The organism is Maritalea porphyrae, from assembly GCF_030159895.1.
In the GTDB taxonomy this organism is placed as follows: Bacteria; Pseudomonadota; Alphaproteobacteria; order Rhizobiales; family Devosiaceae; genus Maritalea; species Maritalea porphyrae.
Window position 1 is genome coordinate 221,290 of sequence record NZ_BSNI01000001.1, and the last position, 26,112, is coordinate 247,401.

Below are 26,112 nucleotides of genomic sequence, written 5' to 3' on the forward strand. Positions count from 1 at the left end.
TATCAGATTTGCGCTTTGCCGCTCGCCCAGCTTTCAACATCGGTTGAAGTAAGGTCTTGCACATTCTTGAGCTTGCCATTTCGGATTTTCACGGCAACGCCGTTCTTAATATCGCGCAGCAATTCCATGCCACCAAATACCAATGCACTATAGAGTTGGATCGCATTCGCACCGGCTGAGAATTTTGCAATGGCAGATTGAGCCGAATGAATGCCCCCAACCCCAATAATAGGCAAATCATTGCCAACACGCATACGCATTTGAGCCAAACGCATGGTCGAGAAATTAAACAATGGCTTACCGCTCAAACCGCCCGCTTCGTTTGCATTTTTACAGCCCGCAACTTGCTCACGCGACAATGTAGTGTTGGAGATAATCAAACCGTCCAAATCAACCTGACGAATAACGTCGACGACCTCATCCATTTCAGTCTCATTTAGATCAGGCGCAAGCTTTAAGAATACCGGCACACGAACAGACGATTTCGCCCTCGCATTCAGCGCTTCACCCAACAAACGCTTCAACGCCTCGCCAGACTGCAGATCACGCAAACCGGGGGTATTGGGCGATGAAATATTGACCGTCAAATAGTCGGCAATTGGTGCAAACTTCGTCACGCCGGCCACATAATCCGCTACAAAGTCAGAACTATCCTTGTTTGCGCCCACATTTATGCCAATGGTTGTGCCAGGTTGTTTGTTACGCACCAAACGTTCATATGCAGCGTCGTGACCCTCATTGTTGAAGCCCATCCGGTTGATCACACCCTCTTTTTCCGGAACGCGAAACAGCCGCGGCTTTGGGTTCCCATCCTGTGGACGCGGCGTAATTGTACCCACTTCGGCAAAACCAAACCCAATATCACAAAGCTGATTAGCGACTTCTGCATTCTTATCAAACCCAGCCGCCATCCCAATCGGGTTTTTTAGATGTAACCCAGCGATCTCGGTTGCAAAAAATTTTGGATCTTCTGTTTCTTGCGGCGCCACAGCACCAAGCTTAATCGCCTTAATGGTCAATTGGTGCGCCACTTCAGGATCAAGCTGCAACAACCCATCGCGAGAAAAATTCTGAATGGTTGGATGGCTCAAAAACTTTGCGAATTTGGAGATCATCTTTTACAGGCCTTCCGGTAAGACAAACTCACCTTGTTCATCGGTCAACAACGCATGCTCTTCAATAACTGCGCGCAGCGGCAAATCGGCATAGAGATGAGGAAACAGCGCGCCACCGCGTGATGGCTCCCATTTTAGCTTTTCTTCGATCTGTCCGGCATCGACGGTCAGCAAAACCAAGTCGGTCTGCCCCTTAAAGTGTTTAGACAGTGTTTCCGCTAACTGGTCAGCGGCTGAGAAGTGGATATATCCGTCGGCCAAATCAACCGCAACACCTGTAAAAACACCTTCTGCCTGCGCTTTTTGCCAATGTTCCATTGAACATACTTTGTAGATTTTCATAAATACCACTATGCATTTTGCTTTGCATCGGACTTAGGGAAATATTGGCCAATAAGCAAGGAAAAGCCTGACTCTTTTGCTTTCGCACTTTACAAATGGATTAAGGATAGTTAACAACTAATAGGACTTTTGTCCTTGTTGGCAGAAATTATTCCTGCTCTATTATGGAAATACTATGATCACCCATCGCGCCATTTGGTCCGCTATAGATTCGCTTGCACAGAGACGCGGCCTCTCTGTGTCCGGACTAGCGCGCATGGCCGGTCTAGACCCAACAGCCTTCAACCCTTCAAAACGCGTTTCAAAAGACGGACGCGAACGCTGGCCCTCGACCGAAAGCATTGCGAAAATGCTTGGCTCCGCTGGCGAAAGCATGGATCAGTTTTTGGCTGGAGGTGGCGTTTATGAACAGGCGGACAACCACCAAGCTGCGGTGCCGTTGTTGGGTTTCGCCCAAGCAGGCGCAGGCGGCTTTTTCGACAGTGGCGGCTTCCCGGTTGGCCAAGGCTGGGACGAAGTCAACATTCCCGTTGGACCAAACTCCAACACTTATGCGTTAGAGGTTAGCGGTGATAGCATGCTGCCACTCTATAGAGATGGTGACGTTATTATCGTATCCCCAGCCGAACAAATTCGGCGCGGTGACCGCGTGGTGGTGCGCACCCACGATGGCGAGGTCATGGCAAAAATTCTACATCGCCAAACCGCCAACAATATTGAATTGCATTCCCTAAACCCAGAGCATCCGCCAAGGGCATTGTCCACCAACGAGGTCGATTGGATAGCACGCATTCTTTGGGCAAGTCAGTAGCGCAGTCGATCATTTGCCATTTGCAAAACAGACCAGCTGTTTCGCAAATGGCAATCAATTTGAATTGTGACTAAAGCAACTCGCCAGCCAAACCTTTAGCAATCAATGCTTTTGTTTCTTCAACACCATAAAGTGCTACAAAAGAACCAAAGCGTGGCCCTTGATCCTGTCCCAAGAGCACTTGGTAAAGAGCTTTAAACCAGTTGCGCAGCGGCTCGAACTCATACTTTTTGCCAACTTCAAAAACCAACGTTTGAATGGCTTCGGCGTCAGTTGCGTCTTCCACTTCATCAAGTCGAGCCGCAAGTTCAGCCATTGCCTTGGCTTCTTGCTCAGTTGCAGCGCGAAACTCTTTGGTCGGCTTCACAAAGTCATTGAAATAGCGAATTGCATATCCAACCAAGCGATCAAGCTCTGGATGAGTTTCTGGCGTCGCATCTGGCGCATAGCGTGAAATGAAGCCCCAAAGCACGTCACTATCTTCAGCATTCGCTGCAGAAACAAGGTTCAACAACAACGCAAAGCTAATTGGCAATTCATGCGCGGGCGGAAATTCGCCTGCAATGTGCGTTGCTGGGTTTTCGAGTAGCTCCGCAGGCGTTTGCTTTTCCGCCGCCTTTGAGAACGCGTAAAACTCATCAACCGCTTTAGGGATCACATCAAAATAGAGCTTCTTAGCCGTCTTTGGCTTTTGGTACATAAACAGTGCAAGGCTTTCAGGCGACGCATATGTCAGCCAGTCTTCCATCGACAATCCATTGCCTTTTGATTTGGAAATCTTTTGGCCTTTTTCGTCCAAGAACAGCTCATAGCTCAGACTTTCAGGCGGCGTGCCACCCATGGCCCGCACTATGCGAGACGACAAACGCACACTGTCAATCAAGTCTTTGCCCGACATTTCATAGTCGATACCAAGCGCATACCAGCGAAGAGCCCAATCTGCTTTCCACTGGCATTTCACTGCACCACCAGTAACCGGAACAGTCACCTCTTCATTGGTTTCGGGGTCGATATAGGTCACGGTCCCCGCTTCCACATCACGTGCAATCATCGGCACTTGAAGCACCTTGCCTGTGCGCGGGCACAGCGGCAGGAACGGAGAATAAGTCTTCTGACGTTCTTCACCAAGCGTTGGCAAAATGACCTTCATCACATCGTCGTAAACTTCGAGCATGCGCAAAAGCGCCTTGTCGAGCACACCAGACGTATAATAGTCGGTTGAGCTGACAAACTCATATTCAAAGCCAAAGTCATCCAAGAACTTTTGCAAACGCGCATTATTGTGGTGCGCAAAGCTTGGATATTCGTCTGAAAATGGATCCGGCACCTTGGTAAGCGGCATACCCAAATATTCAGCCATGCGCTCTTGGTTCGGCACATTGGTCGGCACTTTGCGGAACCCATCCATATCATCTGAAAAGCAGATGATTTTTGATGGAATTTTGTCCCCGGTCAGCAAGCGGAATGCGGTCCGCACCATAGATGTGCGTGCAACTTCACCAAATGTACCAATGTGTGGCAGACCAGATGGGCCATAACCGGTTTGAAACAGCACCTCATCCTTGGGCGATTTTTCCAACCGTTTGACAATCTTCTTCGCTTCTTCAAATGGCCATGCGCGCGCATTGGCGGCGTTTGCGAAAAACTCTGCGTCAAAGATGGTGGGGGTATTTGCCATTTGGCTGCCCTTTGGTTGGAAAATTATGGTGTGATATTGCCCATGCTGAAATCTCAAACAAGCGTTGAAAACTAGCAATTCACGCGATTTCGCACACCTTTGCAGATGCGTCAATGCCGCGCTACATTGCCAAGAACAAATTAGTTTGAGTTCTGGCTTGTAATTGAGGCTCAACGCTCCTAGTTTTTCGAACCAACAAACCACACTCAATGAGGGCAAAAAATGTCACTTTCGCCACAAGAAGCACTCGTCTACATCATGGTTATGGTGTCAGCATCAGACCGCCGCATGTCAGACGAAGAGTTGGGTCGCATCGGCTCTGTCGTTCGCAACCTGCCGATCTTCCGCGACTTTACTCAAGACGCTTTGCCATTTGTTTGTGGCCAGTGCGCCGACGCGCTAGATAATGACAATGGCATGAACAATGTACTGGATTTAATCGCAGAAACAATTCCGCCAAAATTGCGAGACACGGCCTATGCTGTTGCAGTTGAAGTGGCGGCTGCTGACCTTGATATTCGACCTGAAGAGGTCCGCATCTTGGAGCTTTTGCGCGGTCGCTTGAAAGTGAACAAACTCACATCCGCTGCAATTGAACTCGCGGCCCAAGCCCGCCACCGCGTAGAATAGATCCAAGCCAATAGAGCACCTTCACATCACACATTGTTGCACAACAAGTGACTATTCCGATCTACGCAACACCTATATAAGATAATGCATATATAGGAGTGCATAGTGGAAGAACTTGGGTTTAGTGAAGGTGCATGGCGGTTTGGCAGCTTCGTTGCAATTTTTTTGGCAATGATGGTTCTAGAGGCAATGTGGCCACGTCGTGCGCGACGCCATTCACGTATCCGCCGCTGGGCCACCAATATTGGCATCATGGCCTCGAGCTACCTCACTGTGTCGCTGGTCACCCTCATACTTGCAAATCTGCTCGTGCCCATTACCGCACTGCTCGCTGCAATTTATGCCAAACAATGGGGCATTGGCGTTTTCAACTGGCTAGACCTGCCAAATTTTGTCGAATGGATAATTGCATTTCTGGTGCTTGATTTTGTCATTTGGGGTCAGCATTGGGCGACCCACAAAATTCCCCTATTGTGGCGCCTACATCGTGTCCACCATTCGGACCATGATATCGACGCATCAACCGCCATTCGATTTCACCCGCTAGAAATTGTCTTTTCAATCTTTGTCAAAGCCGCAGCGGTCATCATTTTGGGCGCACCAGCGGTGCTGGTTGTGATCTTTGAAGGTGTCGTCAACGGCACAGCACTGTTTAACCACGCCAATCTCAAACTTCCCCTTTGGCTCGACAAACTCATCCGGCCAATCCTAGTCACCCCCGACATGCATAGAGTTCACCATTCCATCGAGGTAGGCGAAACAAACTCAAACTATGGATTTGCCCTCAGCGTATGGGACCGAATTTTCGGCACCTACATTGACCAGCCTGCAGCCGGGCACGACAACATGACAATCGGCTTAAAGGCGCATCAAAACGAGGGCCCCGAACATCTATGGTGGTCGTTGCGCTTTCCGTTTGCCAAGACTGTTTCACAAAAAGCACTGAATAAAGAAGAAGAACAAAATCAGTAGAAACTGAGTGGAAACCACTTAAAAAACAACTCGTCTCTCTTGCCGTTTTCAGCCAAACGCCGCAACGCGATATTAATAGCGCGCAGGGTGTTTTGCTTGTCCATCGCAACGCCGATAGCCAATCCCTCGCCGAAAAACTGAGCATCAAAATATGGCCCGCCAATGAACATGCAGCAATCATTTTGGATAAGCCAAAAAGACGCACGCATTCCATCAACAAATGCATATTCCAGAGCGCCTTGAGCAACCCCCACCAAAACGTCCAAATCACTGTCATATGAAATTGGTGTGAGGTTTGGAAAGTGCGCCTTTAGAAAACTGTGATGAGCAGAATCGCGCCGTACGCCAACCGGGCCGGACAATGAATGCGGGTCAAATGAAGCGCCTACATCTGAATTCTGGTGTGCAACAAAGCGCCCCGGCAACTGCAAATAGCTTTGGGAAAAATTCATCAACTGCGCGTTGTTTGCATCAATACTGACGCCTGCCGCAATCGCATCGCCTTGCCCATCGGCAAGCGCCTTTTTGAGTTGCGCCCAAGGCCAACTTTGCATGGTGCAATCCGCATCAATTTCAGAACAAATTGCTTCTGCGAGATCGATATTAAACCCAATTAATTCACCCGTAGGGTCCTTAAAGTTAAACGGCGGAAAGTCGCTCGAAGTTAGGAACCTTATGGATGGCACAAGCGACAAATCCAACGCATCTTTGTGGGCCGAAGGGTCATTATGATTTGGGATAGTTTGCGCGTGTAGAGGAGTACAAAACAGCGCAACCGCGGTCGCAAACAGCGCAGTTTTCAGGGCATCAACGAAGCTGCGACGAAACATATGCACAAATCTGCCTTTGACTCAGTTGATAAACTTGGCCACATTATCTTTCATATTTTTATTAAAGCAATTTTTTAGTGATTTAGTTTGTGGATGGGTTGAACGAGCCCTTGGGGGCAGCGCTTTTACGGCGCGTATTCAAAGAGTACTATCAAAGTGATTGGTCGGCGCTGTTTGCACTGCGCAAGGCCGCAGACGCTCGCGTTGATCCTTTTGAGTATTGTGCTGCCCAACTCAACCTGAGCGAACAAGATGTCTATGCTCGCGCGGCAAAGGTGCTTGAGCTAGCTTTCACCCAGCAAGTACCTCCCTTAGCGGTACGCGCGCTCAACGTTGACAACATTGATCAGCTCAAGTCCGTCGCCAGTTTGCGTGGTAAAATGCTCGATCGCGACGTCTTATTTATCTCGCCGGACTTTTGGCGATATGTTGAATTGGCGAAACGCATCAGTGAAAACCATCAGCTGCGCGGCCAACTATGTATGGTTGCACCCAGCGCATTGCGGTCGGCTTTTGTTTTCCAACAAGGAACAGCTCTCTATGAAAGTGCAATTGTCCGGTTGGCGCGTAAATGGCCCTTTGCAAGTGCCCATCTAGGTTTGTCCAAAATCACCCGCTACAGTTTTCTCATCATCGTGTGCGCTGTCGCGCTAAGCGTGTTCTTTCCGCTCGGCTGGTTTCAACCTATTGCGACACTTCTAATGACTCTATTATTTCTGCTGCCCGCGGGTTTTCGCCTTGCTTGCGCATTTAATGGCAGAATTGTCAAACCTATGGACCGTACGACACTGCTCGGAGACAATCAGCTACCCATCTATACCGTTATCATCCCTTTGCGCGACGAAGCTATTTTGGTTGAACAGCTGGTCAAAGCTATGCAGGCGCTCAACTACCCGGCAGAAAAACTGGACATCAAATTCGTTGTTGAAGCCACGTCCGCAAAAACCATTGAGGCCGTGGAGCCACACTTGAACGACATTCGCTTTGAACTCATCAAGGTGCCGGACAGCGAACCCCGCACCAAACCCAAAGCAGTCAATTTTGCCCTGCCCTTTGCGCGCGGCGAGCATCTGGTGATCTTTGACGCAGAGGATATTCCTGAACCCAATCAGTTGCGCTTAGCGGCAACACTGTTTGCCAAGAACGCGGAGCTTGAGTGCTTGCAAGCTGAACTGGTTATCGACAACGCCAACGAAAACCCGCTCACCGCGCTATTCGCGACTGAATATGCAGCCCAATTTGGTCTAATCATGCCCACTCTGGCTCAATTGAATATGCCTATGCCATTGGGCGGCACATCAAACCACTTTCGCACGCAGACCCTTATAGACATTGGCGCTTGGGATAGTTTTAACGTCACCGAAGACGCAGACCTTGGGATCCGTCTAGCGCGCAAAAAGCTGAAATGCGGCGTGTTGCCCAGCTATACGCGCGAAGAGGCCCCTATTGGAATATGGCCTTGGGTCAAACAACGCACACGCTGGATGAAAGGCTGGATGCAAACCCTTTTGGTACATAGCCGCGACTTTAGATCCCTCTTTCATCAAATCGGCTGGATGAACGCCATCATCTTTTACATCTATGTGGGCGGGTTAGTGTTTTCCGCCCCTTTGCATGGGCTTTTCGTCGCCAAACTTGCGTTTGAGCTTTTCACCCAAAAAGGGCTGGTCCTTACCCAATATCTGCAATTCAATATGTACACGCTAATCCTTATTACCGGATATCTCAGCGCCATTTCAACAGCGTTTCTAGGGCTTTTGCATACGAGACAGCTTCATCTGTTTGGCTGGCAGTTTCTACTGCCTTTTTATTGGTTGCTTACAAGTTTTGCGACATTGCGCGCGGCCCTTCAACTAGCCATAACGCCTTTTTCTTGGGAGAAGACAACGCACGCGCGCACCCAATTGCCACGCCACGACCGCACAAAAACCGATGCGACAAATTCAGCAGCCCCCTCGACAGCGGCATCCAAATCAATTTATCTATAATTTATGGACCACCATAAGCGCACCATTGTTGAAGACATCACCTCCGTTCTTGCCGACCGGATTGTGCGCGGTGAACTATTGCCGGATGAAAAGCTGCGCCAGGACCATATCGCCGAGGAGTTTGGCGCAAGCCATGTTCCCGTGCGGGAGGCATTTCGGCAGCTCGAAGCACGTGGCCTCGCCGTCAGCATCCCACGTCGGGGCGTGCGCGTTTCAACCTTTGATGTGTCCGAAGCAAAAGAAGTTGCGGAAATGCGTTCCGTACTTGAAGTGCTTGCGCTCCGCCATGCTTTTCCGCATCTAAACGCGCAGACATTTGCGCTTGCCCAGCAAGCAATTGATGAGGGCGAAAAGGCACAAGACATCTATACTTGGGAAGATGCAAACCAGCGTTTCCATCGCACTATCGTTGCTGATTGCAAAATGCCAAAACTACTCGCAACATTGGACGATTTACACGTGGCGAGCGCTCGCTTTTTGTTTGCGACGTGGAAATCCAAATGGGAAACACGCATTGAACATGACCACCGGACTATCGTTCGGGCTTTGAAAAACGGCGATATTGAAAATGCCGCAAAAGTGCTTGAGCGGCACGTCAAACTCACGGGTCGCAAACTCAGCTCATTTTTGTAGATTTTTTTTCGACGACCGCTACAAGTTCTGTACCGCTTGCAAATGCGGATTTACCTTGCTGTGCCTCATTCCCACCCATAGGCTACTTGAAGTCGCTTTATCTAGGTTGCACAGGCCCGTGCCACTTGGCTCTATTGGGCTGAGGAGGCAACATGCAAAACCCTAGCTACAGTTGGCTAACGATCCATTTGGCACATTTTCCAAAGCCCTTGTCCAGTACTGACATTAGCTTTGCAGGACCGCCGATGGCAAAAGCTTGGAGATGTGGGCCAGACTCGCCAATCGGCAAAGACGGTTTCCGTACCGAGATCAGCAATATTTGGGCCGCACTTGGCTTCTATGATGACGAAAATACGGCTTTGCAAGGGCTAAAACATGCCGCCAACAAATTGGACTTTTCCAATAAGTCGACAGAAAACTGGCATGGTCTGCTCGCAGTGGTAGCCCACCGAGGCGGCGTAGATTTTTCAACAAAACAAGAACCCCACCCCAACTTAGAAGCCCTAGACACTGACCCTGACGGGGTAATGGCCGTGCTCACAAGCGCTGGATATCAGGGGTTTGATGAAACAGATTTTGACCGCGCACGCGAATTTGTTCGCAAGGTCGAAGATGTCCGCGCGTTCTACAAATCACTGGGCGCAAACGTTGTGCGACAAATATTCAACCCAATTGGAACACCTGACGGTGCATCTTTCACAGTCTGGCGCAATTCCCCCGATATGCTGGCCGCCGCTTACAAAGATGGCACCCACCGTTCAATGATCGATCAACACAAAGCCCAGCCAATGTTTGATCGCAGTTCATTCACGCGGTTTCGACTACTTCAAAGCATAGGCACTTGGGAGGGAATCGATCCATTAGAAGCCGCTAAGATGCCACCGCCGAATAACTAAATCACCCTTGCGCCACTTTTGAAGTCATTTAAACTTGGGCTTTTAAGTGAGCGCAAACCCATGCCAATTGAGATACTCGGTCGCAAACAACATCGCTTTTCAATCGATCTCAGCGACGAAAATGCTGGCGCTTCTCGCATTGCACTATTGCTGCCCGGCGTCGGTTACCGGCTTGAGAACCCGATATTCTATTTTGTTCGCCAGTTACTGATAGATCAGGGCTACCAAATTGCTGCGGCCGACTATGCATATGACAAAGTTGAAGGATTTCGCGACTTTTCTTTTGAAGAAATCATGGACATTCTAAAGGACGATGCAACGTCGATTTGCGAGGCGCTAAACCAACTGCCTGACCACAATTCTAAACTAGTTATTGGCAAGTCCTTGGGCACTGTTCTAATGGCAAATTTGTTGGATCAAGGGTTCACCAGCAACGCCCAACTGGCCTGGCTCACGCCTTCCTCCAAAGTCCCGCAAGTGCCAAACAACATTCAAAAACATGCAGAAAAATCCTTTGTCTGCATCGGAACAGCGGACAAAGGCTATGACCACAAGGTCTACCAAACCTTTGCAAAGGCAGGCGCAACTGTGACAATCCTTGAAGATCTGGCCCATGTACTTGAGTGCGAAAAAGATGTACCAAAATCTATTCTGGGGCATCATAAAATGTGCACTGATTTGCAAAACTGGCTGAAGGCAAACGCGTGAGCATCACCAATGACACGACCGATTTGAGCGCTACAACCAACCGAGTTGATCGCGACACGCTGAAGTTCGATTTTCCTGAAATTCGTATCGGAACGGCCGACTATGTCGAAGCTCAAACAGGTTGCACCGTGTTTGAATTTCAAAACCGATCTATGATGGTATCGGACTGTCGCGGCGGCGCAATTGGCTCTATCGGTACGCATTATCCAGAAGTCGACGCAATTTGTTTCGCAGGCGGCTCCGCCTATGGGCAAGAAGCAATCCTTGGCGTCGGCGCAGAACTGCACAAACGCGCAAACTACTCAACTCATTGGCAAGATATTGCCTTGGCTGCAGGCGCCATCATTTATGACTATCGGTTTCGCGACAATGCTGTTTATCCGGACAAAGCACTTGGTCGTGCAGCGCTAAATGCGGCGCAGCCAAACCTGTTTGCACAAGGAAAAGTTGGCGCAGGATTTGCAGCAAGTGCGGGCAAATGCCTAACTGAACAGGGATATAATGGTGAACGCACAGGCCAGGGTGCAGCGTTTCGTCAAATTGGCAAAACCAAAATCTTTGTTGCCACTGTCCTCAACCCATTCGGCGCAATTATCGATAAATCCGGAAACGTTGTGCGTGGGAATTTGGCCCCCAAAACCGAGCGCAGGATCCACCTTCACGAGCACATTGGAGAAATCGGCACCCCGGCAAAAGGCAACACAACACTAACATTGATGGTGACCAATCAAGTCATCAGCCGAGAAGCACTGACCCAGGTTTCAAAGCAGGTGCACAGTTCCATGGCACGAGGCATTCAACCCTTCCATTCCGAATTTGACGGCGACGTCTTGTTGGCGGTCAGCACCCAACAAGTCACTGACCCGGGCATGCCACCATTTGCTCTAGGTGCCATGGCATCCGAACTGGCTTGGGACGCCATTTTGGCAGCGGCTGGCTAATCGATCGTCACATCTACGCCTTGTGCCGGTTCTTGATCGCTTGAATACCAAACCAACTCGCCAACAAAACCAACGGCGCCAGCGCGCCCAACATCATGTTTTTGGACAATGGCAAATAGTCAGCAAAGCCAGCCAGCACGTAGCCCAATATACCAAGTGCATAATAAGAAATCGCTATGGTCGATAGCCCCTCAACCGTTGACTGCAATTTGTATTGCCCCTTTGCCGTCTGCGATATCGAACTCAGCACCTCGCGGTTTTGCGACTGAATATCGACATTTATTCGAGCATCGAGCAGCTGGATAGACCTTGCGATTTTGTTATTGAGCGAGCGCTGCCGCTTCTCCGTTGCACGACAGGTTGCTAGCGCCGGGTCTACCCGGTTGGACAAATAGCGTGTGATGGTGGTGTGCTTCTCGCTCTGCTCTTCTTCAATCCGATCAAGTCGGATTTGCAGCACATCGCCATAAGCTTGACTGGCCGCAAACCGATAGGCTGTCGCGTCAAGACTTTGCCCTGCCCGAACCGACAAAGAATGCAGCATGCCCAAAATGCGCTTGCTATCGTCAATTGACGAGACCGTGCCGATCTCTTCATTCAACAAACTAAGTTCTGTTTCTAGCCCACCAACAATCCAAGATTGCACTCGCGCATCCTGCAAACCGACGAGCGCCATTGTACGATAGGTATCGATTTCCAGAAGCCGCCGCACCAAGATGCCAGTCTTGATTGAACTGAGTTGATCAACTGCTATCTCAAACCGCGTAAAACCATGTTCATCGGTTTGAAAGTCGGTTCCAATTTGAGCATTTCCACTACCAACACGTGACAAACAAAGGCTCTTTGGTTCGAACCCCAAAAGCGCCGAAGGCGAAATCTCATGCCGCTCGACAACATCAATGCGGGCAGCTGCGATAATCGGGAATTGCTTTAGCACTTCAAGGCCAACACCTGTTGGTCTGGCCGTCAAATCATTGATCGGTGCGTACCAAGTTAGCGTCACAAATTCAGTATGCGCTTCCCATGTTACAGAATATTTTTCAGTTGAGAATGAAAATTGCCGCCAGCTTTCTTTTGGGCCTTCAATTCCAACCGTTTGGCACCAGTCGCGCAATTGTCGGCTAGCATAGGCCATCTGTTCGTTTTGTCGCCCAACTAAAAACACAATACGCCGCGCACGTAACGGCGCTTGAAGTGGCGGTATCAATCGCGCATGAATTTCCTCGTGAATTGGCTTACGCAACTCGTGATCAAAAAAACTATCCGCGCTAAGCTCACCATCCGCAAACCCAGAACCTTCACTCTCTTCTGCCATCTTATGATCTCCCCTGCCCGATCAAACCAGCAGCATGGCGACCGCTAGGCAGAGCGACAAGTGCGCATTTTGTCATACCGGCTGCCCACCTCATGCATAATTGGTCGTAGAACCAATTCGTCACCATTGCCGTTTGTCAGGTGCCCAAAACGTGTGTAGGTCTAGAACAACAAAGCGAATTTCAATGCATCAAGAGACGAAAAAGTGACCGAATTCACAACCCAAGTTGCCACCGCAAAAAACCGAATGGCCCAAATACTTGATGCAACGCCGTTACAAAAGAACGTCTATTTGAGCCAAAAACACGAAGCGAACATTTTCCTCAAACGCGAAGATCTGACGCCTGTGCGCTCCTACAAATTGCGTGGCGCATATAACTTCATTTCTAAAGCGCTCGACAAAGATGAGAACCACAAAGGCGAATTTGTCTGCGCATCAGCGGGCAATCACGCACAAGGCTTTGCTTTTAGTTGTGCTCACTTTGGCGTCACTGGCACAATTTTTATGCCCGTAACAACACCACAGCAAAAGATCGACAAGACCCGCGCATTTGGCGGCAAGAATGTCGAAATCAAACTGATCGGTGACATTTTCGACCAGTGCTATGCAGCCGCTCTTGCATTTGCAGATGAGCACAAAGCCCTCATGGTGCCCCCATTTGACCACGCCGATATTGTTGAAGGACAGGCCACCATCGCCTTGGAGATATTAGAGCAGCTTGATGGCGTACATCCCGACCTCATCATCATGCCTGTGGGCGGTGGTGGATTGGCCGCAGGCGTTTCCAAATATTTGCAAAGCGCTGCGCAAAACACCGAAATTTTGTTGGTCGAACCCGAAGGTGCCCCCAGTCTGAAAACCAGCTTGATGCAACATGAACGGGTTAAGCTGCAAGCCATCGACAATTTTGTTGATGGTGCAGCGGTCGCACAAGTTGGCGCGCTGAACTTTGATATGCTCAAGCATTTGCCAGCGGACATTGTACATTTGGTGCCTGAAAATCGCTTGTGCGCCACGATGATTGAAATGCTCAATATTGAAGGCATGGTGCTTGAACCTGCAGGTGCTTTGTCGATTGACATACTGGCCGCCTTGCCCGCCGATATGCTCGCAGGCAAAAACATTGTCTGTGTTACATCCGGCGGCAACTTCGATTTCGAGCGTTTGCCTGAGGTGAAGGAAAAGGCGCTTAAATATTCAGGCCTCAAGAAATATTTCATTCTGCGCATGCCACAACGTCCCGGCGCGCTAAAAGACTTTCTGAATATGCTCGGGCCAAACGACGATATTGCGCGCTTTGAGTATCTCAAAAAGTCAGCGCGAAACTTTGGTACGGTATTGATGGGAATCGAGACAAACGACCCTAAGAACTTTGATGCACTAAAAGAGAAACTGGTGGAAGGTGACTTCGGTTTCCAAGACATTACAGACAATGACTTGCTGTCGAGCCTGATAATTTGATCTGGTTTGTGTTTGACAAAAACTCAGCCCAACGATCATGTTGAGATCATGAACAAGAACACAGAAGCGCTCGGCCCGATCAAAAATCTCGCCTACATCATAACCATTACTGGTTTGATTTTGGGCGGCTTTATTGCGCTGTTTTTTGCTTCACTTTCCGTATTCAAAGCAGTCGAACTAGAACGCGCAGAAGGCCGCGCCCAGCTATATCATTCCACACTAGTTAGCGCCCTTGAGCGGCTGGAGCATTTGCCCTTTATCGTTGCGCAAGACCCTGCGGTGGTGCGCGCCCTCGAGCAAAAAGATGTAGCGGGACTCAACCAACGGCTAGAAGATTTTGCAAATCGCTCAAAGGCCGAAGCCATCTATGTAATGGACGCCAACGGCTGGACGATTGCCGCTTCCAACTATGCAAAAGAAATCAATTTCCTAGGCAAAAACTACGGTTTTCGCCCCTATTTCAAAGATGCAATGGCGGGCAAGCGCGGCGAATTTTTCGCTATTGGAGCCACCACATTCACACCTGGATTCTTTATCGGCGATACGGTGCGCGACAGCACGGGCAAGCCGATTGGGGTCGTTGCGCTAAAAATTGCCTTGAGTGAACTCACCGGCGCATGGGCAGCCTCGGGTGACGATATCTTGGTGACCAACAAGGATGGCATCGTGGTGTTCGCCACCTCTGACGAATGGCGCTACCGCGCAACGACTGAGCTAAGCGAAAGCCAACGCATCCAAATCCAGAACATGCAGCAATTTGGCAAACAAGAGCTGCAACCGATCGACTGGCTGTTGGGGCAAGACAACGAGGTCCAACTAGATGGCACCAACTATCTTTATGCCAACAAACAACTGGAGCGACGCGGCTGGACCCTTTGGTACATCAACCCCGCCTCGAGCCTTTTTGAGCGGACATGGTTTGTCATCATCCTTGCCGCAATCGTCGTCGCAATCATGGGAATTGCCTTCGTCACCTTTCGATCAAACCAACTCCAGCGCGCACTCAAAGCATCCCATGATGACCGGCTAAAACTGGTCGCTGAAATTGAAGAACGCAAGGCGACACAGCGAAGGTTGGAACAAACAAGAAGCGAGCTTGCGCGCACCAGCAAACTCGCAGCGCTTGGACAATTGGCTGCGTCAGTGACCCACGAATTGGGACAACCCATATCGGCAATGCGCAACTACCTTGCCGCCGAAGAAATATCTTCAGGACACAAGCCGGGCGGTCTGGTGGATCAATTGCGTGGTTTGGTTCAGCGCATGGAAAACATCACGAAAGAACTCAAATTCTTCTCGGTTCGTGGTGACAACACCACAGAAGACATTGTCATTCGTGATCTTGTCGATGGGGCCATTGGCCTTGTGAAACACGATCTCGTTCAGCAAAACATCAAAATCGACATTCACCTTGCCACCACATTGCCAACTATCAAAGGCAACAAACAGCGGCTTGAGCAAGTGCTCGTCAATTTGTTCCGCAACGCCATTTCAGCCATGCGCGAAAGTGATAAAAAACAACTCGAAATCACAGCGACCGCTGATCAGGAGCACCTCACAATTGCTGTACGAGACTGGGGCCACGGTCTTGCCGGTCAATCAATCGAACAGTTGCAAGAACCGTTTCACACCAATAAGCCATCTGGCGAAGGCATGGGGTTAGGATTGGCGATTTCTGCGGCCATCGTGCGCGAGCACCAAGGATTGCTAAGCGCAAGTGACTATGAAATAGGTGCACAATTCATCATTCAATTGCCTATTGGCGAGGAATAGAAATTGGCGGCTCAACTCAAAAACGCAAACTATCGCGCCATTATCATCGATGACGATAAGGAAATGCGCAATTCGCTGATCCACCTGATGGGTGCCGCCGGCTGGGAAGTCGAAGCCCTGGCCGAAGCAACTGGGATTGAGGACAAGGTCATCGCCTTTTTGCCCGATGTGATCCTGTCAGACGTGCGCATGCCAAAAAGCTCTGGGCTTGACCTGCTGAACGAAAAATCAGGTGTTGCGAAACTACCCATTGTATTGATCTCCGCTCATGGGGACATTCCAACCGCCGTGCAAGCCATGCGCGATGGCGCCTATAGTTTTTTGGAGAAGCCATTTGATCCGCAACGTCTCCTAACCATTTTGCGCAACGCAGCCGAAAAGCATCGTTTGTCGAAGTCAGCGGAAAGACTGCGCAAGCAGCTCGCCACGCTGTCTGGTCTTGATCGTGTTCTCCTCGGCAAATCTGAACTGTTGCAATCAGTGCGTGAAAATGTGCTTGATTTCAGCTCAGCCCACGCCGCCGCACTCATTTTGGGGGAAACAGGAACCGGCAAAGAGCTGGTCGCCCGTGCTATGCACAATTTGTCGGATCGCGCGAACGGCCCCTTTATCGCTGTTAACTGCGCCAACATCGCAGCCGACAGTTTTGAGCAATTTATCTTTGGAGAAACTGGCAAATCGCAAGGGCTGTTCCGCCAAGCGGAGGGTGGCACACTGTTTCTTGATGAGATCGCCACCTGTTCTTTGGACGTTCAAGCAAAATTGTTGCGCGCGATCGAACTGCGCGAAATTTTGCCACTTGGCGCTGATAAACCGATCACCGTCGACGTGCGCATCGTCTCAGCCTCTAACGAGCCACTTGATCAAGCCATTGAAGAGGGCCGTTTCCGCTCAGATCTCTATTTCCGCTTGTCCAATGTGGTGATTGATTTGCCCACGCTACGCTCACGGCGCGACGACATTCCACTGCTTTTTGAGCATTTCTTGCAAAATTACGCGGAGCTCTACGAAACACAAATCCCTGAAGTTACCGCAGAAGACATGGCGACACTTATTGCGCATGACTGGCCGGGCAATGTACGTGAGCTACGCAATGTGGCCGAACGATTAATCCTTGCATCGCGACGTGGCGCGAGCTCCATCAATGATGCGTTGCGGGTGCAAAACGATATGGGCGATGTGCCTGAAACTCTGCGAGAAGCCGTTGCAGCGTTCGAGCGTACACTAATCGCCAAAGCCATTCGCACCCACAAAGGCAAGATGGATGCGGTTGCAGAAGCGCTTGGCATCGGGCGACGGACTTTGAACGAAAAAATCGTCAAACTGAACCTGAACAAACAAGACCTGTTATAGGCAAGTTTTCGCCCTGCGGATTTCCGCAAGGTGGCAAGCATCTACCTACGCAGTTTTCTTCATAGGCAAATTCCGCTCAATTGCTACGATGCAATTCAACACGATCCATTTGGGTCGGGTTTGAAGTTTCTTTTGGGAGGACATTATGAAAAATATCGCAAAGGTCGCAATCGCGACCACGCTTACCTTTGGTTTCGCTGCTGAAGCCATGGCCGTTGAATGGAACGTTTCGCTTTGGGGCAAACGCCGCGCGTTCACCGAGCATGTTGAAAAACTCGCTGAATTGGTATCTGCGAAAACCAACGGCGAATTCACACTTAACTTGTCATATGGTGGCCTATCAAAGAACCGCGAGAACCTAGACGGCATCTCAATCGGCGCGTTTGAAATGGCACAATTCTGCGCTGGCTACCACGCGGACAAAAACCCATCGATCACCGTTTTGGAATTGCCATTCCTTGGCGTTAGCTCTTTGGAAGCTGAAATTGCAGCGTCAATGGCGGTTTACAGCCACCCAGCAACCCAAAAAGACTTGGGTCGTTGGAACGCTACATTGTTGATGCCTTCTCCGCTGCCACAATATAACTTTGTTGGCGTTGGCGATGCTCCACGCACAGTTGCCGACTTTGAAGGCATGACTGTTCGCGCAACAGGCGGCATTGGCCGTGCTATGGAATCTGTTAAAGCGGTTCCAAACTCAATGTCAGCTACCGAAGTGCGCCAAGCACTTGACTCAGGCGTTGTGAAAGCTGTCTCATTCGCACCGCACGCGCACATGTCATATGGCACAATCGAAAGCGGCAAGTGGTGGACGACTAACCTGAACCCAGGCACAGTGAACTGCCCAGTTGTTGCAAATACAGATGCCCTAAACGGTCTTTCTGACGCGCACCGCGACGCTTTGCTTAGCTCAATTCCTGAAGCTTTGGCGCATTATGTGAACAACTATAATGGTGCAACAATGGAAGCTTGGGGCCCAGCGCTTGAAGAGCGTGGCATCGAAAAAGTGACCTACTCAGACGAAGAGCTTGCAGCATTCCGTTCAGCTGCTGGCGGCATCGCTCAAGCTTGGGTTGAAGACAACACAGCCAAAGGCCTACCAGCTCAAGAGTTGCTAGACCTCGTGCTCTCAACTCTTTCAAACTAAGCCCGACAAATGACAAGTTCACCCGGCCGCGCCTTTGAAAAGCGTGACGCCGGGTGAATTTTATCTAAACTAAGGTTTGAGCTTTGGCTTCAAACTTGGGGGGAGTTAAAATGGCAGGTGCTTCATCTGTTCTTACCGATGACAGTTGGCTTTCAAAATTTGATCGCAAACTGTTCAAAATCGAAGGCCTTTTGGCATTCATTGGCGGCTTGGCCGTCTTTTCACTCATGTTAATGGCGGTTGTTTCTGTTGGCGGTCGCAATTTCATGAATCGACCATTGCCCGGTTATGTCGATTGGATCGAACAAGCCATGCCGCTCATCGCGTTTGTGGGCGTCGCCTACACCCAGCGCCTTGGTGGACACATCCGCATGGACATCTTGGTTGGTCGGCTAAAGGGCCGCCCGCTTTGGACCGCTGAGTTCATCTCGACATTCGTGATGCTCATTTTGATGCTGTTATTGATGTGGGGGTCGTGGGCTCACTTTGCCCGGTCGTTCGATTTCGCCGCCCCAATGTGGAGCCGAGACTCATCGATGGATATTGGCATTCCGCTCTGGCCCGCGAAGCTTTTAGCTCCGGTTGCGTTTTTCATTCTTTCAATCCGCCTGACCCTTCAGCTTTGGGGATATGGTCGTGCACTGCGCACTGGCACACTTGAGCCTGTCGCGGTACCCCTTATCGAAGATGCAGCAACCCAAGCTGCCCGCGAGGCCGAACATGTTTCAGGTTTCGACGACGTTGATGAGGAGACAGTTAAATGACCTCAATTGATATTGGCCTCATCGTCACCGGCCTGCTGTTGATTATGGTATTGATCGGCGTGCGTGTTGCATTCGCCGCTGCCCTTGCTGGCCTAACCGGACTCATTTGGATTTTCTGGTCCAAAAAGGGTTACGATCCAAACCAGTTTTTCTGGGCGCTCGAAGTCGCCGCCAAAACCGCAGGCCAAGTGCCACACTCCAAAGTGTCGTCGCAAGCGCTCTCGCTAATCCCAACCTTTATCCTTATTGGCTATCTCGCCTATTATGCAGGCCTCACCAAAGCATTGTTTGAAGCAGCAAAACGATGGGTTGGCTGGTTGCCTGGCGGCATGGGCGTTGCAACCGTGTTTGCGACAGCTGGCTTTGCCGCCGTGTCTGGTGCATCGGTCGCCACCTCTGCGGTGTTTGCGCGCATTGCCATCCCTGAAATGCTCAAAATCGGCTACGACAAGCGCTTTGCAGCAGGCGTTGTGGCAGCAGGCGGTACACTTGCGTCTCTTATCCCACCGTCAGCGATTTTGGTGATCTACGCCATCATTGTGGAACAAGATGTTGGCGCGTTGCTGCTTGCCGGTTTCTTGCCGGGCGCTGTATCAGCGCTCATTTATGGCGGGTTGGTTGTGTTGATGGCCACATTCAACAAAAAACTGGGGCCACCGGTAAAGGGCTATTCTTGGGGCGAGCGCTTCAAGTCGCTACCGCCGGCATTTCCGATCTTCTTTGTTGTGATCATCATCATTTGCTTCATCTACAACCCGTTCGGCGGTGATGCATGGGGCACACCAACTGAAGGTGGCGCGATCGGTGCATTTGTCATCTTCGTGATGGCACTCATCCACGGCATGCGTTGGCCACAATTCAAAGACGCACTGATGGAAACCGGCAAACTCGCTGTCATGATATTCACGATCATTTGGGGCGTGTTGATCTTTGTCCGTTTCCTTGGCTTTGCGGATTTGCCCGGTGCTTTCTCGGACTGGATCGTAACGCTTGAGCAAAACCCAATGATCACGCTGATCATGATCCTTTTGGCCTATGCCATTTTGGGCATGTTCATGGATGCGATCGGCATGTTGCTCCTAACGCTTCCGGTGGTCTTCCCAGCCGTTATGGCGCTTAATGGCGGCATGGATGTCACCGCAGCTGATAGTGCCTTTGGCATGAGCGGCTGGGGTTGCGCGATCTGGTTTGGGATCATTGTGGTGAAAATGGCAGAGCTTTGCCTGATCACTCCACCCATTGGCCTCAACTGCTTCGTGGTGGCGGGCGTGCGTTCGGACATCTCAGTTCAAGATGTCTTCCGCGGCGCATCACCATTCTTCGTAGCTGACGCGATCACCATTGCCGTGCTCATTGCCTTCCCAGGCATCGTGCTATGGCTGCCTAGCTTGTTGCTTGGCTGATTAACCGCATTCCATCTGCCGGGGCTTTGACGTTCCGGCAGATCTTTCCCAAATCGTTCCTAGCGTCCTAATTCTCAATCAAAGCATAGAACTCGTGTAATAGATTTTTTTGGCTGTTAACATGACACTTGCTCAAAATATTGCGCACGTGCCACCGGACAGTCCCATAACTCCGACCACTCTTGGTCGCAATATCACGCAATGAATGCCCTGCCAAAAGCGCACCTAGAACCTCAATCTCAGCACTGGTCAGTCCATAACGCTCGCCAAAATCGGACAATCGAGATTCGTGATTGACCATTTTAAGCTCACTGTCGCGCACTAACGCCAATAGATAACGCATAAACAGGGCTAATCTCTGTTTCTCAACATCATCAAAATTTGGTTCGTCTTCGCTGCGCCAAACCGTCAGCGACAACACCGAACCATCAGGCATCAACGCTGGCGCAATCATCAGATAGAACACACCATGCTTCTGCATAAAGGTATAGAAAGGTCCAAGTTCACGTACTTGCTCATCTGAAAAATATTCCGTGCGCCGATGTGGCTCGAGCGGCGTTAAATCACCCTCCTGCATTGGACGCATTTGATAAAACCGGTTTTCAAAGAAGTCCTGCATACAATCAGGATTTGAAGTTGCTAAAACTGAATCGTGGGCTGTGACTGCAACTGCGTCTTCGTCTGAGGTGCGGTACAACGCAAACTCACAATCAAAGATACGACCAAACTCCACTGAGAAGCTCGACCAATCGCGATCCTTTTCAAGATACCGAGACGCGCAATCATAGAGCTTTTCGAGTGTATTCATTTAGTGTCCCTCAGGTACGCAACAATACTTGGAAAATTGCCCACATGAAAATCTATTTCGCCTCTCATTTGGCAGGCGTCAAGAAACAACAATCTGTTTATCGATTGTTTAGCTTAGTTTGTGGGGTTCAAATGCCATACTTCAATCAGATATCTTGTTCAAAACACGGCTCAACCGACACGATCAAAATGTTGTCCGGCGCCGTTTCAATCATCGCGATAATTGCATCTACCGGGCCAATATTTGCCCAAAGCTTTACCGTAACAAACGGAGAAGTCTTAGGTTCCGGTAAGTCGATGTTAAATCCTGGCGACAAAGGCGTCGTCGAACAAGGCGGCGTAATATTTGTGCCAGCGGCAGCCGCAGTTGGCGTCGTTGCGACAGGCGCAGACGCAGTAGTTGAAAACCATGGCACAATTACTATGAGCGGTTTTGCCGCAACCGGCATTGCAACATTTGGGACCAATAGCCAAGTGATCAACACTGGCACAGTCACGACCTTCCTGCCTTCATCAACAAGCATCCTGGCTACTGGGACTGGCTCCACTGTCACGAACAGCGGCGAATTAGTGACCAAAGGTGACGACTCACATGGTATCCAAGCACAAACTGGAACAAATATTCAGATCACAAACTCTGGCACAATTGACACGACTGGGTCTGCAAGCAATGGCGTCAACTCTACGGGCGTCAATGCACTAATTACCAACGCTGGTAGTGGCATAATCAAAACGACCAACACCTCTGCGACAGCAATATTATCGACAGGCGACGGATCGACGGCGGTAAATAACGGCACAATAAGCACAACAGGAAATGCTGCATTGGGCATCCAATTGATCGGTTCAGGCGGTGTTACAGCAACGAACAACGGCAGCATTACGACCAGTGGTGACTTTGCTCCAGGCATTTCTGTCAGCGGCACCAACTCACAAGCAATTGTAAATGGAGTGGTCTCAACCAGCGGCGACAGCTCTTATGGTGTAAATGCATTTGGTCTTGGAACCTCGGTAACTCACAATGGCACAATCAACACCAGCGGTCCCAATGCATCAGGCATCCTGGTGGATGGCTTGGATTCAAAAGCCATAATTTCAGGGCGTGTGTTTTCAGCTTTAGGCAACGCCATCGAATTCGCTAGTGTCGCCGACAACGAACTTCGCCTGTTGCCCGGCACAGTGTTGCAAGGCGGATTGGTATTTGGCGGAGGCACAGACACGCTAAATGTAGCTAACGGTCTTTCGCTCCACTACACTTTTGACAAAGCGCCCGACATTTTGAACACAAATGGCGCACCTTCATTGGTCCAAGGCAATGTTGTGGATGTAATTGATACCACCAGCTTCGCCCATATCGATAATTCACTCGATGCCCTGCTTGCTGGCACGTTCAACATGCTTGCCAAGCCCAAAACATCGAACGCCAACGCCGAGGAAAATCCAAACGCTTTAGGCTATGCTCAATCACCGACCAACAAATGGCCAGAAGGAGCAGACTGGCAAGCCGAAGATCATAGCAGAGTATGGGCCAATGGTTTCGCAGGCCTGCAATCCAACAACGCTTCAGGTTCCGCAACCCAAGCAAATACTGTATTCGGCGGTGGCGTAATCGGTGTCGAATCCATGCTCGATCCAGAATTTACGGCTGGTGCATTCGTTGGGTTTGGTGCGGCACAACTCAGCACCCCAGGCAACACCCAAACCGTCGATGCAAAAGGGCAATATGCTGGTCTTTACGGACAAATTGGCGGCCATATTGACCTAGCCATAACTGGTGGTGTTTTGCAGCATACAAGCAGCCGGCAAATCCTAAACAACTTGGCCGCAACTGGAATAGAAACAGTCACCGCTGACTTTAACGGGTATTTTGTTGCACCCGAAGTGACATTCAATCTGCTGGAAACTGATTTTGGCGGCAAACCAACCCGTACCAGCTTACGTGGTCGTTACACATTCCAACATATTGACGGCTATACAGAAAACGGTGCCGATTCAATATTAACAGTTGGCGCTCGCGACGTTCATGCACTCGACACCCGTCTAAAAGTCGAAGCCGACTTGGTAAACGACAACGAAACACTGGTAACCGCTCGCGCAGGTGTCGATGGCCAGTTCAATTGGGGTGCAAATTCTGTAACCGCCAACTTGCTTGGAACAAACTTAACCTTTGATCCCGGCGGCGCGCCCATCTCCGGTTCGGCTTTTGTTGGTCTGACAGCCAACAAACAACTAAATGAAAACACCAATCTGTACTTTGACACTGAGCTAACCAGTGGCACGGCCCATGGATTTGGCATAACAGCGCAAGCGGGATTCAAGTCTTCCTTTTAGGTAAAACTTCAACTGATAATTTGGTTTAGGGCGGAGGCTGGCAAAGCCTCCGCCCTCATATTTGGGGTTAGGTTGTTTTGACTATCCCGCTGGCGGGGGGAGGAAATCCACCTCGTGCAATGCAGAAAGCCGAACAACCTCGTCAGGATCCCCCAAATCATGCAGCGCGTTGAATAATTCAAAAAGCTTGCGACTTGGCGCTACGCCAAAAAAGCAGTTGGCGTCCTTGCCAGATTTGTTGGTTATGCCGTGGGCAATTCCCATTGGCATTTTCACCGTGTCACCAGCGCCCGCGGTGAATACTTGATCCCCGAACGCCACCTCTAATTCACCGTCAAGGATCGTGATCCACTCATCCTGAGTTGGGTGCACATGAGGCGGAACAAAGCTATCCGCAGGCAGCAAAGCGTGCCAAACAAATGCATTATCAGAATATAGTTTTGGGATGTAAGTTTGCCCCAAGATGTTCCATTTGAGCGCAGAGATGCCCTCACCGCTCGGCGTAATGCCGGGTGTCATATTCATCTTATCTCTCCATTTAGGTTTTTAAGCGCTGCCGCACGCTAGGTGCGGCAGCGAAGCATCGGCCCGCCTAACTTACCTTGTAGTCTGGGGTCGAATTCAAAAACTCGCGATATGCATCCGCATTTGGCGGCGCAAGGTTTTCCGCAATTGGATTGCGGTGACGCTTCTTCGCGCCCATATCATCGAGTAACTCATCAAAATGTTTGAAGTGGTAAGGGGCAACACACAAACCGCCATAGACTTTGGCAGACGGTTTTTCATTGCGTTTCCAATTCAACATCATCTCAATATTGTTGTTCATCTCAGCAGCTGTTGGCTGCTTATCCAACTTGCCATCCGCATAGCGCACCAACCAATTGGCCGCCAAATCTGCACACAAGACCGTGCAGAAAGATGAGTTGAAACCAACAAAGCCCATATCCGGCAAGTCAGGATTGGCAATGATCCGATAAAGCCGATATTGCCCATCCTCTTCTACGAGTTTTTCCTGATATTCATCGGGTAAGAACGGCACGCCAAGCTTCCAACCCACCGCTTGAATTGCAATGTCTGTTTTCACGCGTTCCCCACCGGTTAGAACAACGCTGTCCCCTTCATATTCTTTGAAGGTTCCTTTGATCGCTTTGATCCGACCATCGGCAATCATGTCGAACAGACCAGGAGTAACAATCGGCACCGAACAATTGATCTCATCTTCAATTTTGATGTCCGGTTTCAGCCCCGTTTTCTTCAGCTTCAACTGAATGCTCAACAGCGCCTCAAGTCCACGCCAATTCGCCCAAACGAAAGGTTTGGCGATCACATGCGCAAACTTTTGCATCGGGTTTAGCCCCCAACTTGGGAACATCTGCTCTTGCTTGCGAATATAAAGAATGCGCTTGAAATTAATCAGCCCGCCGATGAAATAGGGCACCCGCCACACGCTTTGCAGATAAACGATGTTCACTGATTTTGCGCCAGACTTCACTGCGTTCACCGCAATATCTGTTGCCGACTTTGAGAAGCCCAAAACCGTTACGTCTTTGCCTTCAACAATCGAGGGGTCCGTATATTCTGACGAGTGCATCACCTTCCCGCCCTGCGTTTCAAACGCTTCTTGGCCGGGGTGCGTTAGAATGTTTTTCTCACTGAATTGTCCGGTACAAACCGCAACGAAGTCATAGTCCTCATCTTTTGGCTTGCCGCCCTCTTCCTGCAGAGACAAGGTCCAACCCTTTGCGCCATCCGAGCGCCGCGCCATCCCTAAAACACTTGTGTTGAACCGAATGAGATCGCGCAGATTATAGTCAGCCGCATAGCTATCCAAATAAGCGTGCACCTGCGGCCCTTTAGGCCATTCTGGATAATCATCCGGCATCGCCTTATCGGTGTAGCGATATAAGTCTTTTGGGCTCTGGGTTTGAACGTCCGGATAAGACCGTGACAACTCCCATACCCCACCAAGATCATGACTGCGCTCAATCACAGTCACATCGTGGCCCTTTTCCTTGAACGTTTTTGCTGTCACCAGCCCGCTCACGCCCGCACCAATCACTGCGACCTTTTTCTTTTGTGCCATCGTCCCCTCCTCCGCCGATTGCATCATTTTTATTTTATGCCTAAACTAAAAGGCAGATACGGGGAGGAGTCTATCCAGAAAACGCAAAAGTGCGTAGACAGCACTTGGTTAAGCAAGCCTGTTGTCCACGA

General features: G+C 50.1%; 23 protein-coding genes. 15 read left to right on the forward strand and 8 right to left on the reverse strand.

Going from position 1 to position 26,112, the window contains the following annotated elements; translation table 11 throughout:
• Window positions 1–2: 2 nt before the first annotated feature.
• Both QQL65_RS01110 and QQL65_RS01115 read right to left on the reverse strand, forming a co-directional pair.
• Window positions 3–1,115 carry a quinone-dependent dihydroorotate dehydrogenase gene (locus QQL65_RS01110; RefSeq protein WP_284361166.1) on the reverse strand — a complete coding sequence of 371 codons (1,113 nt, stop codon included), beginning with the start codon at window positions 1,113–1,115 and terminating at the stop codon, window positions 3–5.
• A gap of 3 nt (window positions 1,116–1,118) precedes the next feature.
• On the reverse strand, window positions 1,119–1,457 hold the full coding sequence (locus tag QQL65_RS01115; RefSeq protein WP_284361168.1) for a DUF952 domain-containing protein: 339 nt from the start codon (window positions 1,455–1,457) through the stop codon (window positions 1,119–1,121).
• Window positions 1,458–1,632: 175 nt separating this feature from the next.
• On the opposite strand from QQL65_RS01115, the gene QQL65_RS01120 reads away from it, so the two are divergent.
• Window positions 1,633–2,268, forward strand: a complete 636-nt coding sequence (locus QQL65_RS01120; RefSeq protein WP_284361171.1) for a S24 family peptidase — start codon at window positions 1,633–1,635, stop codon at window positions 2,266–2,268.
• 70 nt (window positions 2,269–2,338) lie between these two features.
• Here QQL65_RS01120 and QQL65_RS01125 read toward each other — a convergent pair whose 3' ends face one another.
• A complete protein-coding gene (locus tag QQL65_RS01125) occupies window positions 2,339–3,946 on the reverse strand; it encodes a lysine--tRNA ligase (protein ID WP_284361173.1) in 1,608 nt (535 codons plus the stop codon).
• Between the two features lie 222 nt (window positions 3,947–4,168).
• Here QQL65_RS01125 and QQL65_RS01130 point away from each other — a divergent pair, with 222 nt between their 5' ends.
• Together QQL65_RS01130 and QQL65_RS01135 are read left to right on the forward strand one after the other, a co-directional pair.
• Entirely contained in the window at window positions 4,169–4,576 is a 408-nt protein-coding gene (locus tag QQL65_RS01130) for a tellurite resistance TerB family protein (RefSeq protein ID WP_284361175.1), read from the forward strand.
• Window positions 4,577–4,681: 105 nt separating this feature from the next.
• Window positions 4,682–5,548, forward strand: a complete 867-nt coding sequence (locus QQL65_RS01135) for a sterol desaturase family protein (protein WP_284361177.1) — start codon at window positions 4,682–4,684, stop codon at window positions 5,546–5,548.
• Here QQL65_RS01135 and QQL65_RS01140 read toward each other — a convergent pair.
• A complete protein-coding gene (locus tag QQL65_RS01140) occupies window positions 5,542–6,378 on the reverse strand; it encodes a transporter substrate-binding domain-containing protein (RefSeq protein WP_284361179.1) in 837 nt (278 codons plus the stop codon). The two genes, QQL65_RS01135 and QQL65_RS01140, sit on opposite strands and share 7 nt — an antisense overlap.
• 98 nt (window positions 6,379–6,476) lie before the next feature.
• Here QQL65_RS01140 and QQL65_RS01145 point away from each other — a divergent pair, with 98 nt between their 5' ends.
• From QQL65_RS01145 to QQL65_RS01165, 5 genes are all read left to right on the forward strand, one after another.
• Window positions 6,477–8,366 (forward strand): glycosyltransferase family 2 protein, encoded by a 1,890-nt coding sequence (locus QQL65_RS01145; RefSeq protein ID WP_284361181.1) that lies wholly within the window; start codon window positions 6,477–6,479, stop codon window positions 8,364–8,366.
• A 3-nt stretch (window positions 8,367–8,369) separates the two neighbouring features.
• Window positions 8,370–8,999 (forward strand): GntR family transcriptional regulator, encoded by a 630-nt coding sequence (locus tag QQL65_RS01150; RefSeq protein WP_284361183.1) that lies wholly within the window; start codon window positions 8,370–8,372, stop codon window positions 8,997–8,999.
• A 152-nt stretch (window positions 9,000–9,151) separates the two neighbouring features.
• A complete protein-coding gene (locus QQL65_RS01155) occupies window positions 9,152–9,895 on the forward strand; it encodes a hypothetical protein (protein ID WP_284361186.1) in 744 nt (247 codons plus the stop codon).
• Between the two features lie 60 nt (window positions 9,896–9,955).
• The gene (locus QQL65_RS01160; RefSeq protein ID WP_284361187.1) at window positions 9,956–10,603 is read left to right on the forward strand and encodes a hypothetical protein; all 648 of its coding nucleotides are present in this window, start codon (window positions 9,956–9,958) and stop codon (window positions 10,601–10,603) included.
• The gene (locus tag QQL65_RS01165; RefSeq protein ID WP_284361189.1) at window positions 10,600–11,544 is read left to right on the forward strand and encodes a P1 family peptidase; all 945 of its coding nucleotides are present in this window, start codon (window positions 10,600–10,602) and stop codon (window positions 11,542–11,544) included. The genes QQL65_RS01160 and QQL65_RS01165 overlap by 4 nt, the downstream gene beginning before the upstream one ends.
• Window positions 11,545–11,557: 13 nt before the next feature.
• On the opposite strand, the gene QQL65_RS01170 is transcribed toward QQL65_RS01165, so the two are convergent.
• On the reverse strand, window positions 11,558–12,859 hold the full coding sequence (locus QQL65_RS01170; protein WP_284361192.1) for a DUF3422 domain-containing protein: 1,302 nt from the start codon (window positions 12,857–12,859) through the stop codon (window positions 11,558–11,560).
• 204 nt (window positions 12,860–13,063) lie between these two features.
• Between QQL65_RS01170 and ilvA the strand changes: the two genes are divergently transcribed.
• The 6 genes from ilvA (at window position 13,064) to QQL65_RS01200 (ending at window position 20,760) form a co-directional block, all read left to right on the forward strand.
• A complete protein-coding gene (gene ilvA, locus QQL65_RS01175; RefSeq protein WP_284361195.1) occupies window positions 13,064–14,320 on the forward strand; it encodes a threonine ammonia-lyase IlvA in 1,257 nt (418 codons plus the stop codon).
• 48 nt (window positions 14,321–14,368) lie between these two features.
• Entirely contained in the window at window positions 14,369–16,093 is a 1,725-nt protein-coding gene (locus tag QQL65_RS01180) for a sensor histidine kinase (RefSeq protein ID WP_284361197.1), read from the forward strand.
• Between the two features lie 3 nt (window positions 16,094–16,096).
• Window positions 16,097–17,446, forward strand: coding sequence for a sigma-54-dependent transcriptional regulator (locus QQL65_RS01185; protein ID WP_284361199.1), 1,350 nt, complete (start codon window positions 16,097–16,099; stop codon window positions 17,444–17,446).
• A gap of 145 nt (window positions 17,447–17,591) precedes the next feature.
• Window positions 17,592–18,593: a C4-dicarboxylate TRAP transporter substrate-binding protein gene (locus tag QQL65_RS01190; RefSeq protein WP_284361202.1), complete on the forward strand. Its 1,002-nt coding sequence runs from the start codon at window positions 17,592–17,594 to the stop codon at window positions 18,591–18,593.
• 110 nt (window positions 18,594–18,703) lie between these two features.
• Window positions 18,704–19,357, forward strand: coding sequence for a TRAP transporter small permease subunit (locus tag QQL65_RS01195; RefSeq protein ID WP_284361205.1), 654 nt, complete (start codon window positions 18,704–18,706; stop codon window positions 19,355–19,357).
• Window positions 19,354–20,760 carry a TRAP transporter large permease gene (locus QQL65_RS01200; RefSeq protein ID WP_284361208.1) on the forward strand — a complete coding sequence of 469 codons (1,407 nt, stop codon included), beginning with the start codon at window positions 19,354–19,356 and terminating at the stop codon, window positions 20,758–20,760. The genes QQL65_RS01195 and QQL65_RS01200 overlap by 4 nt, the downstream gene beginning before the upstream one ends.
• 67 nt (window positions 20,761–20,827) lie before the next feature.
• On the opposite strand, the gene QQL65_RS01205 is transcribed toward QQL65_RS01200, so the two are convergent.
• Window positions 20,828–21,568 (reverse strand): helix-turn-helix transcriptional regulator, encoded by a 741-nt coding sequence (locus QQL65_RS01205; protein ID WP_284361210.1) that lies wholly within the window; start codon window positions 21,566–21,568, stop codon window positions 20,828–20,830.
• 131 nt (window positions 21,569–21,699) lie between these two features.
• Here QQL65_RS01205 and QQL65_RS01210 point away from each other — a divergent pair, with 131 nt between their 5' ends.
• Window positions 21,700–23,898 (forward strand): autotransporter domain-containing protein, encoded by a 2,199-nt coding sequence (locus QQL65_RS01210; RefSeq protein ID WP_284361214.1) that lies wholly within the window; start codon window positions 21,700–21,702, stop codon window positions 23,896–23,898.
• An 81-nt stretch (window positions 23,899–23,979) separates the two neighbouring features.
• Here the strand turns inward: QQL65_RS01210 and QQL65_RS01215 are convergent, their stop codons facing one another.
• Together QQL65_RS01215 and QQL65_RS01220 are read right to left on the reverse strand one after the other, a co-directional pair.
• Window positions 23,980–24,423 carry a cupin domain-containing protein gene (locus QQL65_RS01215; RefSeq protein WP_284361216.1) on the reverse strand — a complete coding sequence of 148 codons (444 nt, stop codon included), beginning with the start codon at window positions 24,421–24,423 and terminating at the stop codon, window positions 23,980–23,982.
• Between the two features lie 67 nt (window positions 24,424–24,490).
• A complete protein-coding gene (locus tag QQL65_RS01220) occupies window positions 24,491–26,008 on the reverse strand; it encodes a flavin-containing monooxygenase (protein WP_379863037.1) in 1,518 nt (505 codons plus the stop codon).
• Between the last annotated feature and the right edge of the window lie 104 nt (window positions 26,009–26,112).